Source organism: Allofournierella massiliensis, assembly GCF_964241245.1.
GTDB lineage: Bacteria > Bacillota > Clostridia > Oscillospirales > Ruminococcaceae > Allofournierella > Allofournierella massiliensis.
In genome coordinates, this window is the sequence record NZ_CAXSWZ010000044.1 from 1 (window position 1) to 17,715 (window position 17,715).

16 protein-coding genes are annotated in these 17,715 nt (G+C 51.2%); 1 reads left to right on the plus strand and 15 read right to left on the minus strand.

The features are described from left to right. The 10 genes from ACESYO_RS15485 to ACESYO_RS15530 form a co-directional block, all read right to left on the minus strand. Positions 1-1,454: reverse transcriptase/maturase family protein (locus ACESYO_RS15485; RefSeq protein WP_373210708.1), on the minus strand; the 1,454-nt coding region annotated here is incomplete at its 3' end. A 575-nt stretch (positions 1,455-2,029) separates the two neighbouring features. Continuing rightward, positions 2,030-2,599 carry a hypothetical protein gene (locus ACESYO_RS15490; protein ID WP_087296000.1) on the minus strand — a complete coding sequence of 190 codons (570 nt, stop codon included), beginning with the start codon at positions 2,597-2,599 and terminating at the stop codon, positions 2,030-2,032. 64 nt (positions 2,600-2,663) lie between these two features. Beyond that, positions 2,664-3,014, minus strand: coding sequence for a TrbC/VirB2 family protein (locus ACESYO_RS15495; RefSeq protein ID WP_058965490.1), 351 nt, complete (start codon positions 3,012-3,014; stop codon positions 2,664-2,666). Then, the gene (locus ACESYO_RS15500; protein ID WP_373210710.1) at positions 2,977-4,812 is read right to left on the minus strand and encodes a VirD4-like conjugal transfer protein, CD1115 family; all 1,836 of its coding nucleotides are present in this window, start codon (positions 4,810-4,812) and stop codon (positions 2,977-2,979) included. The genes ACESYO_RS15495 and ACESYO_RS15500 overlap by 38 nt, the downstream gene beginning before the upstream one ends. A 9-nt stretch (positions 4,813-4,821) precedes the next feature. After that, positions 4,822-5,658: a hypothetical protein gene (locus ACESYO_RS15505; RefSeq protein ID WP_373210712.1), complete on the minus strand. Its 837-nt coding sequence runs from the start codon at positions 5,656-5,658 to the stop codon at positions 4,822-4,824. A gap of 3 nt (positions 5,659-5,661) precedes the next feature. Continuing rightward, complete coding sequence (locus ACESYO_RS15510; protein WP_373210714.1) at positions 5,662-6,240, minus strand: PcfB family protein; 579 nt, start codon at positions 6,238-6,240, stop codon at positions 5,662-5,664. Next, positions 6,215-7,663, minus strand: coding sequence for a relaxase/mobilization nuclease domain-containing protein (locus ACESYO_RS15515; protein WP_373211320.1), 1,449 nt, complete (start codon positions 7,661-7,663; stop codon positions 6,215-6,217). The genes ACESYO_RS15510 and ACESYO_RS15515 overlap by 26 nt, the downstream gene beginning before the upstream one ends. 6 nt (positions 7,664-7,669) lie before the next feature. Next, on the minus strand, positions 7,670-8,008 hold the full coding sequence (locus ACESYO_RS15520; protein ID WP_373210718.1) for a hypothetical protein: 339 nt from the start codon (positions 8,006-8,008) through the stop codon (positions 7,670-7,672). Between the two features lie 147 nt (positions 8,009-8,155). Continuing rightward, positions 8,156-8,461: a MobC family plasmid mobilization relaxosome protein gene (locus tag ACESYO_RS15525; RefSeq protein ID WP_373210720.1), complete on the minus strand. Its 306-nt coding sequence runs from the start codon at positions 8,459-8,461 to the stop codon at positions 8,156-8,158. A gap of 214 nt (positions 8,462-8,675) precedes the next feature. Then, the gene (locus ACESYO_RS15530; RefSeq protein ID WP_373210722.1) at positions 8,676-9,086 is read right to left on the minus strand and encodes a recombinase family protein; all 411 of its coding nucleotides are present in this window, start codon (positions 9,084-9,086) and stop codon (positions 8,676-8,678) included. Between ACESYO_RS15530 and ACESYO_RS15535 the strand changes: the two genes are divergently transcribed. Continuing rightward, the gene (locus ACESYO_RS15535; protein ID WP_373211321.1) at positions 9,085-9,330 is read left to right on the plus strand and encodes a hypothetical protein; all 246 of its coding nucleotides are present in this window, start codon (positions 9,085-9,087) and stop codon (positions 9,328-9,330) included. The two genes, ACESYO_RS15530 and ACESYO_RS15535, sit on opposite strands and share 2 nt — an antisense overlap. A gap of 53 nt (positions 9,331-9,383) precedes the next feature. On the opposite strand, the gene ACESYO_RS15540 is transcribed toward ACESYO_RS15535, so the two are convergent. The 5 genes from ACESYO_RS15540 to ACESYO_RS15560 all read right to left on the minus strand — a co-directional run. Further along, positions 9,384-10,070, minus strand: coding sequence for a class B sortase (locus ACESYO_RS15540; RefSeq protein ID WP_373210724.1), 687 nt, complete (start codon positions 10,068-10,070; stop codon positions 9,384-9,386). A gap of 10 nt (positions 10,071-10,080) precedes the next feature. Then, positions 10,081-10,410: a hypothetical protein gene (locus ACESYO_RS15545; RefSeq protein ID WP_373210726.1), complete on the minus strand. Its 330-nt coding sequence runs from the start codon at positions 10,408-10,410 to the stop codon at positions 10,081-10,083. A gap of 12 nt (positions 10,411-10,422) precedes the next feature. After that, positions 10,423-10,962, minus strand: a complete 540-nt coding sequence (locus ACESYO_RS15550) for a hypothetical protein (RefSeq protein WP_373210727.1) — start codon at positions 10,960-10,962, stop codon at positions 10,423-10,425. A 60-nt stretch (positions 10,963-11,022) separates the two neighbouring features. Then, on the minus strand, positions 11,023-12,573 hold the full coding sequence (locus ACESYO_RS15555; protein WP_373210729.1) for a hypothetical protein: 1,551 nt from the start codon (positions 12,571-12,573) through the stop codon (positions 11,023-11,025). Between the two features lie 135 nt (positions 12,574-12,708). Continuing rightward, positions 12,709-17,715 (minus strand): C-type lectin-like domain-containing protein (locus ACESYO_RS15560; protein WP_373210731.1); only part of this gene is annotated, 5,007 nt, incomplete at its 5' end.

Consider the following 17,715-nt stretch of genomic DNA (forward strand, 5'->3'; position numbering starts at 1 on the left):
CTCGTCCGATATTTCCCAGCAAAGGTCTTATACATGCTGTACTTCATCACATAGACAAAAGCGTTCAGCACAGTGGCGTTGTTTGCCAGCCGATAGTAGTTGTACATACCCCGTACTTCTGCATTGTACTGGTTCAGAATCTCAATATCATCCAGACGTATCAACCCCGGACGCCGTACCGGTTCCCATACCTCTTTGTTTCCATGGGTTTTGTCATAGCTGATTTTCAGCGCGCCATAGGAGAGAAGGCGGTTCAGCCATTTCTCTTTGAGCACATACAGCTTGACTTTTCCTACATAGGTTCGGCGTGTAAAACCGGTCTTTGTCCGGGTACTGTTTTGTTCCCGGCTGACTGTAATCAGATATCCGAGGAAGTGGGCAAAGTCACTTCCGTGGGTAATGAGCGTTTTTTCCGGGGACATCTCCAAGTGAAGATATTCCTTGATGAACGCTCCCACATCGGATTTGACCTGCCTCGCATCCTCTTTACTCCCAATTACACCAATCAGGAAATCATCAGCGTAGCGGACATAAACAACCCGTCTGTATTCCGTATCCATTGGGTCGCTGTAAGGGATAGAGCGCAGTTGGCTATTAAGTTCCTGTATCTGCGCCATGACCTCACGGCGTTTTTCCTCGCTGATTTTTGCTTCATTGCGTTTCAGCCATTCCTGTTTTCCGCGCCGGACATCCAACGGCTTTTTGTAGGCCGGGTTGATTTTCCGTTTTGTACCGCAGTTAAAGGATTTGGAATACTCCGCCATGAACACATCCAGTTCATTGAGGTAGATATTCGCCAGAATTGGGCTAATCAGTGACCCTTGCGGGGTGCCGGAATAGGTGTTGTGATACTCCCAATTTTCCATATATCCCGCTTTCAGGAATTTCCAGATCAGGCCGATGAAATGCTCATCCGCAATGCGCCTGCGCAGTATCTGTACCAGCACATGATGGTCAACGTTGTCAAAACATCCTTTGATATCACCCTCAACAAACCATTTGACCCCCGTGTAGTTCCGCTTGATATATTGCAGAGCCGTATGACAGCTCCGCTTTGGGCGGAATCCATGGGAAGTAACGTGAAAGGTGGGTTCATAAATGCTTTCCAGTATCATGCGCACCACCTCTTGCACCAGCTTGTCGTCAAAGGATGGAATACCAAGAGGACGTGTTTTGCCGTTTGCTTTTGGGATATACGTTCTTCTGGCAGGTTTTGGCTGATAACTGAAATCCTTCAGTTTTTGAATGAGGGCTTCAATCCGCTTCATACTCATGCCATCGATTGTTTTCCCATCGCTTCCGGCTGTCATGTTGCCGGGTTTTGCTTGGATACGCTCATACGCCAGCAGAAAAAATGCAGGATTGTACAAGTTTCGATAGAGCCTTTGATAGTGGTAATCTTTGCTTGCTGCTTTTGATGTTAGACTTTCCAAAACATTCTTTGGATTTCTCATAGTGCCTCACGCACCCTTCCATTGATAGTTTGGTTGATATCCTGCCGCCCTTCGCCATGTGCAAGGCTTTCCCTTGCTCGGACTACTACGGCGGCTCCGTTGCCATACCGGATTTTCAGGCTCTGAAAGCCATAGCCTTTTTGGCACTCCGGGTTAGGCAATCCCCGGTTAAGCAGTTTGGGATAGCGAGTTGTGATGTCGGAATGGGTTTTCGTCCGTTATCCGCTTATTGCGGTTGGCTGTCGTGGGTATTCCGCAATCGGTGTATACATGTCACCGATTGCCACGGTATGCGGCGAATACAACTATCCTGCGCCGCCGGCTCCAGTATGCCGCCTTGGACTGCCCTTCAAGCAATCCAGCTTTATTCCTCGTTCACAACGTTTCACCTTGCCGTTCAGTAGTGGTTCGATAGTTTCCCAACTTACGGCGTTGCCGATATGCTACACTCCCCATTGGGTTTCCCCTCCGGATAAATCGGCTGGTGATAGGGTGATTTCCACCTCCTTTCGCAATACCTTTTCCTACTGCCGCGCCACTGGCAGAATCCCAAATTGCCCGCGGGCTGCTTTGGCTTACGCCGCAGCCCTTCCGGGCGCACTATAAAGGCGAAAAAAGCGTCCGTACACCGTCAGAATCATAATAAAGGAAAGCACCAGAATAAACAGACTGCCCAGGATGGTGACCAGCCATAACGGGATGCTGGCGAGAAAACCGACCTCTTCGATGGCAGTCTGGATTTCTCCGGGAAGATGAACCATGGCCTGAGAGATACCGCTCATTCTGCCTGCAATCTGAAGGACAACGCCATTGCAGATAGAGAAGATTTTCAGCATGATTTCCATGCCATAGCCCACCAGAGCTTTTGCGGCGACAAAGCGGATCAGATAATGAATGGCTGCTTCGGGTCGCTTCAGCTCATGGAAATTTGCAGTGTTTTTGAACAGTGCGATGGCAAAGAACAAGATCAGCAGGCCGTAGCCCACGCCGAGAAGTGTGCTGTGGATGCCCTGCATGACAGACCATACAGCACCACCCTTGAAGGTTTCCGGGCTGGTGGTAGCCAGTGACCAGAGTTCCGTCAGTCGGTTGTTCCAGGTGGAAAAGGCACTGTTCAGATTTTCCACGATCCAGTTTTGATTCAAAGTAAGACCACCTCCAGAAAAATACCGGGCCGACCGGAGGAAAAGCGGTCGGCCCGGCGATCAATCACAGGATCATGTCGAGGATGTCTTTGGCGAAATAGATGACAACACCACCGAAAAAGGTCATGAAACCCTGCGCTCGCTGGCCTGCATCATGACTTTTCAGGGCAAGGCCAATCTGGACGATGCCGAAGCCCAGCAGAATCGCGCCGATGGCCTTGATGGCACTGAAAACGAAGTCGGAAAGATTGTTGATGCTGGTCAAGGGATCACCGGCAGCAAAAACAGGGAATGCCATCAGGCAGCCGGTTGCCAGGGTCAGAGCGCAAATCTGATACAGACGTTTGATGGTGCGCTCCTGCTGATTCAGCTTCAGATCAGAGCTTTTTTCGGTATGGTTTTTGATGATGTTCATGTCCGGATTCCTTTCGATAATAGGTTTTTTGTAATTGATGAAGTTCCTGATACATTTCGGGACTGATTTCCCGCTGTGTCAGTTGATCTACCATATCCATGGTGATGGTGGTGGCCTGCGCCATATGGTCGCCAGGCATAACAAAAGGCTCACCCCCGCCATCGGGTGTGAACCTTACATTAGGATGCTTCAGAATATCATATTTCTGGTCGATGACCGGGTCTTCACTGCGCAGCAAAAGCAGGCAATCATTGTCATTCAAGCGGCGGATCTCATCCGGCATGGAGAGTTCCCGCCCGGCAGTTTGGACGCTTTCGCTGGAAGAACCGTGAGAGCCGCGGCTGATGCTTTGGCTTTTGGTGCGTTCCGTCTGTTTGCCCAGGATTTTGGAGAGATACTCGAAGGTGCTATATTCATTGCCACCCAGATAGACCATCGAATCGCAGTTGCCGATGATTCCTTCCCAGTCATCTTTGAATAGGCTTTTCAGCTGGGCGATGTTTTGCAGGATAATGTCGCAGCTGATGTTTCGGCTGCGACATACAGCAAGGATATTTTTGAAATTTTTTGGCAAGGCAACATTCGCAAACTCGTCCATCATAAGACGGACGTGAACAGGAAGCGCACCGTTATATTTGGGGTTCGAGTCAGCCAGGCGGAACAGCTGGTCAAACAGCTGAGTATAAAGAATGGTGACCAGAAAATTGAAGGTGGTGTCATTGTCCGGGATAACACAGAAAATCGCACGTTTTTCCAGACCAAGCTGGGGTAGAAAAGATTCGTCCCGGCTGGTCATTTCCGCAAACTGACGGCTGTTGAACATATACAGGTTCGCGGCTGCGGAAATCAGGACAGATTGTAACGTCTTGGTGGAACCCAGTTTGAAGGACTTGAATTGCAGAACTGCCGGATGGTCTGAATCACGTTCTTCTAGCCGAGAAAACAGTGTTTCCAGTGGATTTTCTTCCATGTCATTTTCGCTGAGCTGGCAGTTGGCGATCATGAACATCAGGGTGCTGAAGTTGTGTTCATAGACCGGCGCTTCATACAACAGGTACAGGATAATGGCGGAAATGAGCATCACACTGGAATCATCCCAAAACTTGTCGCCGCTTGCAGGCGCATCCTTGGGTTTTGTGTTGTTGACGATGGCAAAAGCCAGCTTGATGGCATCCTCGTCGGTTTCCAGATAAGCCATGGGGTTGTAGTGCCCCTGAAAATGCACCAGATCAATGACGGTGACGGGGATACCCATTTCCTCATAAAGCCCACCCAGAGAACGAAGCAGTTCGCCCTTGGGGTCCAAAAACAGATACGAGCAGGCACATTGCATGGCATTCGGCTTCACATAAAAGCGTGTTTTACCAGCGCCGGAGCCGCCGATCACAACCACATTCAGATTGTGCCGGTGCGCATGGCTGTTCATGCTGAACTGCACATGAGCAGACAGCAAATAGTTTTGGTCTGGCTTTTTTCGATTACGATATTTCCGGTTCAGATGAGCTGCGCTGCCCCATTTGGCTGTGCCATGTTCTGCGCCGGGGTGCCGGTCAGCCATGTCCAGCATATGGCAGTATACTGCCATGGGATAAAGCACCAGAACTGCCAGAAGACACCCGGCAGTGTGGGAACACCAACGAACAGAAAAAGGGTCGTTCAGCAGGGTGGAGAAGACAGAAACAATACCGCTAAGACCGTCGCCCTGTTCAATGGCCTGCGCCAATGCGGCGGCAGCCCAGAGCAAAGGAATCAGAAGAATTCCCCAGAAAATCCATTCATCGTTACGTTTTGACCGCATAGGGGAACCTCATAGGATAGTTTCCGGCATAGGAAATTGTGAGGACTCCTTTTCCGGTAACGCTTTCTGCACACAGTCCCCCATGGTACGGGAGAGTTCCCGGATGTCTTCCAAAACCTTGCGGACATCCTCACTCTTGAACAAAGGAATATACTTCTCCAACTTGACGATATATCCTTCCGGAGGTGCGATGCCGAATCGGCCGCAAAGTTCAATGCAGATTGCAAGGGAATAAAACTGTACCTGGTCGGCCTGAGAGACACCGGGTTCGTAGTACTCGGCATAAGCTTGAAGAATTGCACCGGGTAGATAGCGAAATCGCTGTTGTTCCGTCGCGTCGGGACGGTAGAGGATCGCCTGACGTTCCGAGGAAAAAAGGACGGATTCTGTTATTTCCTTGGATTTGCGAATGGGGACCGGGCAGAAAGGAGCCAGGGCCGTCAAGGCTTTTGGTGCGTAATTTTCTCCGGTAGTCAGCAGAACGATGGGGTAAGGTTTGTTGCCGTAGGTCTGAGAAAGGTCAAATAGCTTTTCCACCGTCAGGCAATCGTTCTGATAGGCGAGGATCGAGACACCTTTGGCACTTTTGCTGATGTTGCGGCCAAAAGCCTGCCATTCCTGAAAAGTCAGTGCAGCCTGAGAGTCCGGAAATTCCTGCAGCACAAGAGCGGTGTTGCCGGAAGTTAATTTGGAAGCAAGTCGGCCTCGTCCCAGTAGATAACGCCCAAGCGTTTCTCCGTTTTGAGTTACCGCGCGTAGGGCGTTTTGCTGTGCAGCAACAATGGCCCCACGCTCCAGTTCTTTTTTCTGCTTCCAATCTTCAATATTAAGGCGCGCTCCATTCATAGGCTATCTCTCCCCTCTATCTGGTGTAATGGCATCCCGGGCTTGTTCTCGTGCTTTTTGAGCTGCAAGCGCAGCTTGTTTCAGTTCGATGATTGCTGTGCGCACTGAAGGCCGGGAGTCCAGTTTTGCTTCAAGATCCCCGCGCATTCGCAAGTTGCTGTCTTGCGGATGGCGGGTTAATGCTTTTTTTCGTCCTTGCCTCGTCTGCTGGGGAATGGCATAGCCCATCCGTTCATAGATGCGGTTCAGTTTGGATACATCTTCCGCTCTAAACATGATGTCCAGCTTTTCACCCTGACCCTGTTTGTCCCGGATGGGAGCAAACAACACCCCATAGTGTTTAGCCTGCTGGGTAAATTCCTTCAGATCTTTTGTCTGTATGGGGATGATCCGGAGTTCTCTCCCTTCCCGAAGAAGACGATCAAGTCGGGTTCGGCCCCGAACCTTGGGACGCTCTTTGGCGTAAGCAAGTGCCATGGAGAGAGCATTTTTGAAGCCGAGGGCGGTTAGTTTGATGGCAACCTCAGCAAATTGCAGGGACTGGCGAACCATCTGGTCAGCAGCCTCTCCGCCGTTGTTCATGGTAAATCACCTCGCTATTCCGTTGGTTTTCTTGTTCCGGTGTGCGAGCCTGTACGAGCTGTTGGCGCAGCTTGTCTGCATCCGATTCAATCTGAGAACACAGGGAAAGATCTCGGCGCATCTGTCGAATCTGAGCTGTCAGGCTCCTGATGTTGGTAGTGCGTTCTACATTGTCAACACCCCCTTTCTGTCGGTAAAGTTTGCTGCGCACGAGGATAAGCTGGTCCATTTCGGATGCGGTGCGGGCTTTGAACGAAGCCAGATCCTCGCTGGTTTCAATGTGGTTCTGCCACAAAAAATCACACTGCTGCAAATAGCGGTCAAATTTGAGGAACTCCTGTCGAAGCAAGTAGTAGCAGCGGCGAGAGCTTTTTCTCCGATAGGTTTTTCGCAGCAGGGCACAGTAATGGTAATAAAGGGCCATAAAGCCGCGCACACGCTTGTGGTGAAGCGGGTGAAATGGCGCGCGGAAAGACCGGTAGCGGCGGCGGACCAGAAGCTCCGGGGGCATCCATCGCTGGGTCTGCTGGTCAAGCTGTTCCTGATACTGCTGGCGCTCCTGACGGGGCATCTGCTGAAGCTGCCGATAATACTCGCGGACAGCAGTTTCTTCATATTGAGGACTCAGCTTTTCCAGGCGGATGCTTTTGGTGCGGCCCGGTGGAATAACGGAAGTGTATTTGTGATTTGGAGAAGCATTGACCTGATAGCCCATATTCTCCAGTTCACGGAGAAATCCTTCGTAACTCGTCGCAATAAGGAGTGCCCGGTCAGCATCTGCCTTTACCAGAGAACGGACGGTGGGTTGCCCCTGCTTTGTCCGTTTCCAATCCCCATAAGAAAGCCCATGCCCATCGGTTTCAATGACAGAGAGTTTGTATTCACGGCACAGTTCATCGGAAATCTTGCGGATTCCCTGATAGTAACTTTTGAAATCATTTCGGAACATACGGCCATCCGCAAAGCTGACGGAATTGAATACAATATGGCAATGAAGATGCTTCTGATCCAGATGAGTGCTGACGGTGCATTCGAATCGCTCTGCAAGAAAACGGCGGGCAAATTCACAGCCGATCTCAAAGCATTGTTCTGGCGTCACCTCTTTGGGGGTGAAACTCTGGATAATGTGATAGCCGAGCACACCACTGTTTTCAGGTTTCTTCCATCGGCGCTTGGTGGCTTGCATGGAAGAAAAAGCAGTGGCCGGATCACAGTTGAATCCGGCCACATACAATTGATATTCGGTTTTTTCATTGTTTCGGGTGTAGCTCAAAAGGCGTTCAAGATCTTTGATTTGGATGACTTCGGTTTTTTCTGGATTGGAGGTATAGGACAGGCAGCGGTTTAGATCGCTGCGCACTGGTATGATTTTTGTATAAGCCATTTTAAAATAAAAACCGCCGTACCAAAGGTACAGCGGCAAGGAATATTAGTCTTCAAAATCAATGCCCAGGCACTCGGCGATTTCCTGTGGATTCATACCTGCTTTTTGTGCCTGTTTCAGAATATCCTGAATCTTCTGCCTTTTTGTTTTCCTGACTTTCCGTTTAGGCTTGGGGGCAAAGATCGCTGCCTTCTTTTCTTCCAATACTTTCATGCGTTTTCGCGCAGCAGCAATTTTTTCATCGTAGCTGGATACGGCAGCTTGTTTCTTTGCTTCAAGATCGGCAATCGTGTGATTTACGGCTTCGATTTTAGCATCGAAATCCGCAGCACGCTCTTCAGGTGAACGGCGAGTCCGCTTCTTTTCAGTTTCAGAGGTCGACATATATAATCACCAGCTTTCTTTATAATTACTAAAAGAATATCACAGCTTTATAAAAAGAACAACTATAACATATTTCATTGTTGTGAATATAATAAACAATTGTTCTTTAAAATCATACACCAGGACTTTATTCAATGCGAAAGTACTTCAAGCATACTCCTGTATTTTGGTCCAAACTTCACGCATTAAACAGGAAAGTTGTTTTGCTTGAGCAGTGGAGGGGCTTCCTGCGCTGTTGGCCAGACGAGTGATTTGGTTGATGTTATTTCCGATAGCGGATAGTTCCCGTACCAGATCCTTGTAGCTATCAGGTGGTCTGGGTTTAAGATTACATCCGGCAATAAGATTCCGGATAAATGGCTCCATTTTTAAACCGGTTATAGAAGATTGTTCCTTCAGGTGAATATATTCAGATTCGGATAAGCGAACAGTTATTTTTTTCAAACGTTTCAAGGAAACATCCTCCCAAATAATAAAAATATTGTTATAGAAGAAGGACGCTACGGGGTTTTAGGGGACACCCCTAACAAGTGATAATATGCCCAATGACGGCATATTGTCGTGCTTGCTCGCATTGTGCGCAGCACAATGCGCCCCGCCCAGCGCGGTACGCGGCCGGGCGGGAAAAGGCAGCTGAATTGAAGGGGCTGGCCGTGAGAAGAGAAGGCTACCAGGGAAGGGAAAGCCCGTTTCGGAGAGCGTATTGCTCTGCCCTGTGTGCGAACCGGTAGTACCCGACACAGGAAGCCAAACTGACTTCAGCAGCACAGGCGATTACATGATGCAGAGAGAGCGATCTGAAAAAACGATACAGGAAAGAAGAGGAATGGCTGATCGTGCCCAACCGGCAAATGTGAACCTGATCCACATCTCCGCTTTTTACATGGCGCATCATTTCACGGTAGCCGGAACGATGCAGCCAGCCTCGATGGGTATCAATGCTCGTACCAACGATAGTGCAGTTTTGAAGGTTAGCGCGCAGGCGCAGAAAATTCAGCTGATTCAGTGTGCCGAGTTCATCGCCGGGAAGCCGTGCATAAAGCCAGACGCGAGGGGAAGATTTCGTGTTTTGTTGCATGGTTTACCTCGAAAAAATGGGGGTTCCATTACGAACCCCCAAGTTTATTGTTATAGAAAAAGTTGTAAAGTTTTCTCCAGGTCCGCATAGCTGGGGAACTGGATATTTTTGTGTATCAGGTAGGAAATGCTTTCGCTCCATTCCTCCAGGGAATACAATGAATGTTCCGGTTGCTTTAGCAGTTGTGCAAGATCACATAATGCCTGCCAGCGGCATTCTGAACGAAGTGAGAGATCGGAAATAAAGACTCCCTGAAGAGAAGCCAGCAAGTCTAACAATCCAATAGAAAACACTCCCTTACAGAGCGCTGGCCACAAGAACCAGACGCCCGTTTTCTTTTTGATAATCACAGGTAATGAGAAACAGATAAGGACCACTGCGCAGCAGATCTTCCTGATAGAAATATGCAGAATGAGCAATTGTGTCCAGCATCTCCTTTTCCTGTTCGGGTGTCTGCTTATTGAGCCATGCACGAATTGGAGAGTCGCTTCCGGAAACAATCAGACCTGTAAACAATTTGTAATAGCGAATGCCTGTGCGTGTTTCCCAGCGCACCAAAGAATTCGTTTCAAAAAGCTCCTTGCTTTTGTACTGGGCCAGATCGGCGAACATTGTACCGTCACGCATCAGATGACCGTAAACAATAAAGTTTCCACTTGTGTTCATATCCGCATTTTCGTCGATAAAGAGCGTTCCGGAACTGGCCGGTTCGCCAAAGAAATCCGTGCGAAGATATTCTGTATTATCGTCGCCCTGAACTACTGGCCCGTCCACCGTTGTGCCCGGAATTGTAAGCCAGCCGACATAGTCCGGGTTTAGGTCGAGCAGACCATGGGACCAGTCCCAGAATTCAGAATCGGCGTTACTCTCATAAATGGAAACTAAAGTGTTGGCGGTATTTACTGTTTTCCAAGTGCGATAGGAGTTTGAACAAATCAGGATGCTGGCACAAAGGCAGCAGCACATCAGGATGATTCGAATCAAAAATAATGCTCTATTCATGGTGTCGCTTTTGAGCGTAAAAGTGAACGCCCAGATAACCGAATCCGGTACCCAATGCAATGAAAATCAACTGTCGCTGTCCAATACTCTCATCGCCCATCTTCGGCATTTCATATACCGGATCAGGAGGAATGTACATGAAATATTGGGTGCCCATTTTGGGAGAATGATTGGAAGCGATATCAACTTCACTGGAAATTGTTGCGCCCCTTTCACTGGCTTGTTCCACCGGGAGATCTTCCGCAGCCCAGACCGGAAACGTGAATAAAGCGCAGGCTGCAAGCGTTGCAAGCAGACCGGCAAGATAAGTTTTGAGCTTCAACGAAATCCCTCCTTAATTTAAAACAGTAATTTTCAGTTGTGCTACGGCCTGTCCAACCGTGATGTTAGAGTCTACATCAAAAGCGGTAAAAACAGCGGTGGCTGCATAATCGCCCGGAGCAAGATCAACCTCCAGTTTGTCTTGCTGAATGTGGCTGTTCACTGGCATATAGCCGGAATCGTAAATTTCCTCGCCGGTGTCATCCAGCGTGATGATAACCTGCTGTGCGTATAAGTTCTGCGGCCCGTTCTCGATCTTAAGGCTGCCGTTCGAATCGCCAGTGGGGAATACTGGATTTGCGTTAATGGAAATGCTCAGACTGCCTTCTGTGACGACCTCGTTGAGTGCAGCTTGGATCTCATCATTGCTTTTGTCCTCCAACTGCCCCAATTCTGCTTTAATCTGATTTTCCAGCTGCCGCACATCAGAATGAAAAATCTGAGGGTTCATTTTGATCCAGACAATACAGCCAAGCAGCAGCACAATCATCAGGGGCAGAAGCACCAGAATGCGTTTGTTGGATGCTTTGGCGCGCGTTTCAGTGTTTTTCATACATACCTCACACAAAAAAGAACTCTTCCGACAGATTTCTGCCGGAAGAGTCATCAGATCTTAGCGGTTGCTGGTTACACCATCGCCCACAACGGTGTTGCTTTCGCCATCATCGATACCAAAAGCGGGGGTCATGGTGTAGGTCACTTTGACCACGCTGGTGCAGCCGGAATCGTTGACATTGCCGCCTGCCATCTGAGCTTTCGCGGTAACGCCCAGAGTGGCTGCTTCCTCATCACTTACAGTGCCATCTTCGCCCAGCTGAGGAGCAGCCAGGAACCAGCCGCGTTCAGTGATGTCGATGGGGGCACTGGCGGTGGACAGATCAATGGCAGATGCGTTGGAGATAGCGGTGTCGGGAGCCAGGCTCATGGCCAATTCGCCACGCTTCATATCGGCAGCTTTGGTGCTGGTATCAACCAAACGCCAGGTTGCAGGCTCAGCCTGAAGTTCGCTGACCTTCAGGGCCAGACCGGTGTCCTTGCCGCCTTCCTGAGAAGCGCCCACAACAAACTCAGTACCGAAGTTCCATTCGCCATACACCAGATCACTGCTCAGGGGATGGTTGGGATCAATCGCGGTTACGGTTTCCTTCAGCGCATCACCCTCCAGAACACCGGCAACCTTGAAGTCCCACTTGCCATCAATGAAAATCACATAGCACTGACCGCTGGCATTGATGTTTTTGCCAGTAAGTACCAGATAGTTTTCCGGCTCCTGCCAGTCGGGATTGGGGGTTTTGCCGTCCGACATGAAAGCGGGGTTGGAGTACCAGTAGGTGTACTTCTTTTCCCGGCTGTCGTAGCTGATGGAGAACAGGGTATCATCGCTGTGGTTCTCGTCGTAAATTTTCGCGTAATGGGTTACTTTGGTGATGTCCACGATGGTGGCGCTGGCATCGGAATTGCTGGTGGAGTAATTTTTCAACTGATAGGCATCAGAGTCGGGAGCAATGATGTTGCCGGTGCCCCGGTAGCCGTACATGCAGACATACATGGGGACAGTTGCTTTCAGCTGATAGGTTGCCTTGGTGGCGATGGTCACTTCGTATTCCACACGGCCATCGTCGGTTTTGCCGGAAACTACTTCCTCGCTGGTGCTGCCGTCGGGGTCGAGACCGTTCTCGATGTTCACATAGAAATTGGTGCCCATGCTGGGATCGGCATTGGTGGCGGTGTCCACATCTTCCGATACGGTAGCGCCATCTTTGGTGCCGTGGTGATAGGTGTAGGTGCCGTCATCCTCAGCGCGGCATTCACTCAGGGGGACGAACACCACTTCATCTGCACCCACGAAGTAAGCGCCGTAGTCCACGTTGCCCACATTGTACTCGCTGCCTTTGATGTAGGCGCTCGGAACGGCCTGCCAGCCGGTGCCGTCATCCCGGTCGGCGTAGATTACCTTGCCGCCGTCAATTTTGTAAAAAGCCTTGTTGCCCACCGGCGTGACCAGTTTGGTGGGGATCATGCTGTTGGGATGATTGGTGATGCTCATGTTCGGCTCCGTCATGTCCTCCATGGCATAGGCCGGGGAGGCGGCGATGCCGAAGACCATGGTCAGGGCGCAGATACCGCTCAGGGCTTTTTTCCAGGTGTTGGTGTTCTTGTTCATTGTGATTCGCTCCTTTGTTTGGAAATATTTATTTATATAACGCGAAGTGCGTCATACCGAATGTGATGCAGCCGAAAAGGCTGAACAATAAAAAATCCCCCTGAAAATCAGGGGGCGATGAAAATGCGGTGTGGGTTACTTCTGTCCGATGACCGGAGTGGTGGGCTGACCGTCGATTACATCCCCGATCTCAACATCAGTTTCGCCAGGGATAGTAATGCCATATTCCGCAATGGTGTAGGTTACACAGGTAAGGAACGCTTCCTGCCGGTCATTTACGTTACCGCCTGCCATGTTACAGAGCAGGGGAAGCGGCAGTACCGTACCGGATTCGTTGCCGTCGGCATCCCGGCCCGGATCAATGATCCAAGGAGTGCGGGGTGTGTTGTGGCCCATAACCAGCTGAGTGTCATCCAACTTCATGGATAGTTCACCGCGTTTCAGTTCGGATTGCGGCTTGTCCACGATGCTCCAGCCGTTGTTGGAAACATCAATATCGGTGATCTGGATTTTGCCGTTGGAGTAGTTGGTGATGCCGTAATTGGTCGGCTCCACCACCTCGCCGTCACCGGCGTAGCCATACATGCAGACATACAGCGGCACAGTGGCCTTCAGCTGGAATCGCAGTTCCGGGTGGACGGTGATACTGCCTGCCACATAGCGCAGGCTGTAATTCTGTACCTGTTCACCCAGAGGATTTTCCACAGTAGCCACAGTCAGCGTAGAGTTCTGGCTGGCATCCTGGTTCACGGTAGCGGCATAGCCGGTCACTTTCCAGTGGTCGGTACCCAGCTCGAAGCCGTGATACTGCTCACACCAATCGCAGGGATAGATACTCTGGTCATGCTCCAGGTCAAGATATTTGGCCGGGCAACCCATAAACCAATCACTTACCAGCGGGATGCTGTCGTTTGTGTACTGTGTTTTCTTTGTGCCGTTTTCCTCAATCTCGGCCACCAGTTTGCTGCCGGTGTCATCGGCCAGGCTGATGGTGTTTTCGCTGCCTTGTTCCTTGACCAGCACCACGCTCTGCACAGTGTCACCGTTCTTCAGCGGCATGTCCTTGTAGAGAACATCCGCATTGGAACCCAGTGCGGCATAGGTTTCGCCGTCATCCTCCAGCAGATCGAAGGTCACATGGGTATCGGGGAGACTTTCGTCCTCTACATACCGGTCGGAATCCCCCACCGTGAGGCGGATTTCACGGGCGTATACCTCCTGGGTGCCATCCAGTACAGCAACAATGTAGTTGCTCAAAACCGGATAGTTGGCTTCCGTCAGGCCGGTATAGGTCAGCTTGTACATACCAACTGGCGTCGTTTCGTCAACAATCAGATCGGGAGCGCCGAGAATGGAGAAATTGCTCTTGCCATAGTCAGCAGTGAGGGTATCTGCGCCCTTCAGTCCGTCCAGTTTCAGCCAGCAGCCTTCCGTGGCGGCGGTATTTGCCTTGTAGGGTACAGTGTCATGCCAGGGCTTTCCTGCTTCGCCGTAATCCACCGGCTGGCCATACATGGTGCGGCTGCTGCTTACCTGAGCAGTGAGCGATGCGCGGTAAATTGCGCCGGAATAGATCTCCTGAGCAATGTAGTAGTTGCCGCTGGGGTCGTTTACCAGGCGGATGGGGTCGGTTCGGGTGATGGTGTTTTCCTCCAGCTTCAGGAACCGATCCGGCAAGGTGTGACCGTTTTCGTCCAGGGTTTCACCAGCGTTTGCGGTAGCGTAAGTACCGGCATAGGTCTTCTTATCCACCCAAACGGCATCGCCGTCTACAATGTTATCGATCAGAATGTCACCAATGGTGGCGGCAGTAGTCGCATCGTAGGCTTTGATGTTCCGGGCATTGTTCGGATCGTCCAGGTAACGACTGTGTACAGTCAGCGGGCGGGCCGTAATACTGCCGGTGTAATCCTCGTTGCCAATGTAGTAGTTGGAGTAAGGATTGCTGGACAAAGAAAGAGGACTGGTGCGCCGGATGGAGTAGCTGCCCCGGTCAACCACACCTACGCTGCCGTTGGTGTAATAACCGGTAGCAGTAGTGGTGGAGAGGGTCACAGTGTCGCCACTCACCACGCCGCTGGTAGCTGTCAACCCCTCAAACTTGATGTTGTTGATGGTTGCATCACTGGTCTTGTCGTACACCTTGTTGTTGTCATGGCTGTACAGGTTGATAGGACGCTTTTTGACAATCAGTGTGCCTTCCAGATCGCCGGTCAGGTAGTAACCGGCGTTGATGCCCGCCTGAGTCAGACTCAGCTTTACCGTGTAGGTGCCCGCATTGATTACGCCACTGCCGCTACTTGCAGATGCGGCGATGGTGCGCTGCGGGTAAGCTGCGCTGGGGGTAGCGCAGGTAATTGTAGCCTGAACATACTGGGCGGGATTACTGATGGTATCACTGTTTACGGTGATGACCGGCATAAGCTCGGCCTTGTCGTAGAGCTTGGAGCCATCCAGCACAGTGGCGTTAATCTCCACCTTGCCCTGATAGCTTACCTGGGTGCCGATGCGGTCACTATCCGATACGCTGTGATTTGTCGGACGCAGGCTGTTGTGGCTTTCGTCGCCCCATTCAATCAGCATACCGTCACATTCGTGTGCTCGCTCAACAGTTTCCCAAGCGTTCTTATCGCCGGAATGGTGGACTGCCTGATTGGTACCGCTGGGATTACCCCAAGCCCATTTGGCATAACCCCATTGCAGCTGCCCGTTCTTGTAAAACGGGGTGGCAGTTTCAGAGGATGGGCCATCGATCCAAAACCACTCGGTCGTGCCTTCACTGTACTTATATGCGCCGATATAACCAAAAGCGCCTTGCAGCAGATCTTCGATCAGTGCCTGTTCCTCAGCTGTGGTGATGTGCGCCAGATAGCCGTAGGTGTCAAGCGTTGCGTTGTACTGACTCGTGGCATAGCTGCGGGCTTGATACCAGTCTACAGTGTGCCCCAGGTCATCCTTGCTCACATAGGAATAAAAATGACCGTTGGTGCCGTTATAGATCATATCGGAAGACCACAGGTTTTCGTCTGCGTACCAAAACACTTCTGTGCCTCCCTGAACACCGGCGGAGCTGATGCTCATAGGATCATATACAGTGAAGGTAACAGAACGAAGAAAATCCTGCCACTGAGCGGTAGATACGGTATTGGCATTATTGGCTTTGAATGTCCAGGCATATTGATTGCCGGTAACGTTGATGCCGTAAGCAGATGCCTTACCGCCGTCATAGGAGATCGAATCCCGCCGGTCAAAATTCTCCGAAGAGAACTGCACCAAAACGGTGTTGACATGCTTGGGTTCGATCAATTGCAGTTCCGGGTAACTCCAGGTGGAGGCTTCCCGCCCACTGGTCGCGCTGGACATGCCTTTATAGTCAGTCACAGTCTGACCGTTGATGATGTTTTTCTTGTCGTAGGTGTTTACACCATTGTGGTGGAGTACGATGTCATAGTCCAGCACCAGACCGCCGTTGACGCTCTTGCCGGTTCTTTCTTTCGTTCCGGTAGAGGTATTGTATGTACCAGTGCCATAGCAGCGGAAGAAATACTTGGTTATGGTCGCAGTATCATACATACTGGCAACAGGGTTGGTGATGGTCAGAACACTCTTGATTGCTGCCCATCCCGCATACTTGCTGTTGTAATACGGGCTGCTTGTACTCAATACACCGAGATTCGTGTTGGTTACGCTGGTTCGTACTCGGCCATCAATAGAGGATGCCACACCCTGATCCCAGGTGCGGTACTGATTATCCAGCATGGTGGAGTATTCCCAGCGCGGGGTCACGTTCATCGCAGTGGGCCGGTAGTAGATGATTGCCGTATAGGTGGCGGTGGCATAAGCCACATCCGAACCTTGGGTAATCATCAGCTTCTGTCCGTATACATCCGGGGTGAGATCGTCCTGGTGATCCCGACTGCCTGCCTCGTCGGCTGCTTTTCGCAGTTCTACAACCAGGTTGGCGGGATTTACAATTAGACGGCCTTCACGGTCAGCAACATTGTTGCCGGTGGTCGCTTCGCCAAACTGGGAAACATCGGTGTCCCATTTGTACTCTTTGTTGTTCGCTGCGGTCGAGTACCAGTCATAGCGGGTGCCGCTGGGGCTGGTGTACTGCCAATGTGCCCGGAACTGATAGCCGCTCATGGTCACATCGCAGCTCTTGATCGTCAGCGTGGTGGTGGTGCGCTGCGCGGTAACACCGCTCAGGCCATACCGGTTGGCAATGCTGTTGTATACCGGCAATGTGGTGCTGCTACTCTGTACAGTGGGAGAGCCGTTGTCAATAAATTCGCCGGAATCTGCGACGGAGTACCAGCCCTTACCATCTTTTGAGAACTCCCAGGAAACGGTGAGGCCGTCGGCCTTTCCCTTCCAGTAGTCCGCAGTGGCGGTGAAGGTGGCATTCTCGCCCTCCCAGACAGTGCGGTTGTACGCCTGGGTCAGCTTTATGGGCCAGGGCTTTACAGTCAGCTGACCGGAGTAGCCGTTGGTCGCCACGGAGTAGGTGTCGGCGGTTTTGCCCTGCCACTTGAATACGGCGCGGAAGTGCCAGCCGTTCCATGTGGTTTTGCAGCCCCGCAGCTCCAGTTCCACGGCGGTGTAGGATTCATCGCCCTGGTCAACGAAGCTCGGGGTGCTTGCGGTGTATTTGCCGTTCAGTTCGGCAACATCCTGGATGTTTTCCCATTTGCCGCCGCCGCTGCGCTGCACCTGCCACTGCACATCGGTCACAGCACTTGTCCAGTAGACACGGCCTTCCAGCAGCTTCGCGCCGAAGCTCTCATAAGTGGTGACATCCTTCACCGGCGATGCGCTGAAGGATAGCAGTTGCAGAGGGATCGTTTCGGTGCTTTCCCAGAAAGTGGTGGAAACCTTAACGATGATCGGGCCGTAGTCGGTGATCTCTTTGCCTGCCGGATCGTACACGCGCACTTTCAGGTTGCCGTTGGTGCCGTCATATACACAGGGCAAGTTCGAGATCACATACTTGTTATCGGAGTTGACGGAGCAGGTGTATTGCTCGCCGCTCTTCATGTACTTGGGATTGTCACTGCCCAGCACTTTGACCGTATAACCGGCGTAAGAGGTGCTGGTGCCGAACAGGTCGTTCAGATCGCCCACCACGCGGGCCACGCCGGT

Coding starts and splice junctions, on each gene's coding strand:
- ACESYO_RS15495 (WP_058965490.1), bottom strand. CDS start 3,014: ATGAACATCATCAAAAACCATACCGAAAAAAGCTCTGATCTGAAGCTG.
- ACESYO_RS15530 (WP_373210722.1), bottom strand. CDS start 9,086: ATGCAACAAAACACGAAATCTTCCCCTCGCGTCTGGCTTTATGCACGG.
- ACESYO_RS15505 (WP_373210712.1), bottom strand. CDS start 5,658: ATGAATGGAGCGCGCCTTAATATTGAAGATTGGAAGCAGAAAAAAGAA.
- ACESYO_RS15550 (WP_373210727.1), bottom strand. CDS start 10,962: ATGAAAAACACTGAAACGCGCGCCAAAGCATCCAACAAACGCATTCTG.
- ACESYO_RS15520 (WP_373210718.1), bottom strand. CDS start 8,008: ATGTCGACCTCTGAAACTGAAAAGAAGCGGACTCGCCGTTCACCTGAA.
- ACESYO_RS15535 (WP_373211321.1), top strand. CDS start 9,085: ATGGTTTACCTCGAAAAAATGGGGGTTCCATTACGAACCCCCAAGTTT.
- ACESYO_RS15500 (WP_373210710.1), bottom strand. CDS start 4,812: ATGCGGTCAAAACGTAACGATGAATGGATTTTCTGGGGAATTCTTCTG.
- ACESYO_RS15555 (WP_373210729.1), bottom strand. CDS start 12,573: ATGAACAAGAACACCAACACCTGGAAAAAAGCCCTGAGCGGTATCTGC.
- ACESYO_RS15510 (WP_373210714.1), bottom strand. CDS start 6,240: ATGAACAACGGCGGAGAGGCTGCTGACCAGATGGTTCGCCAGTCCCTG.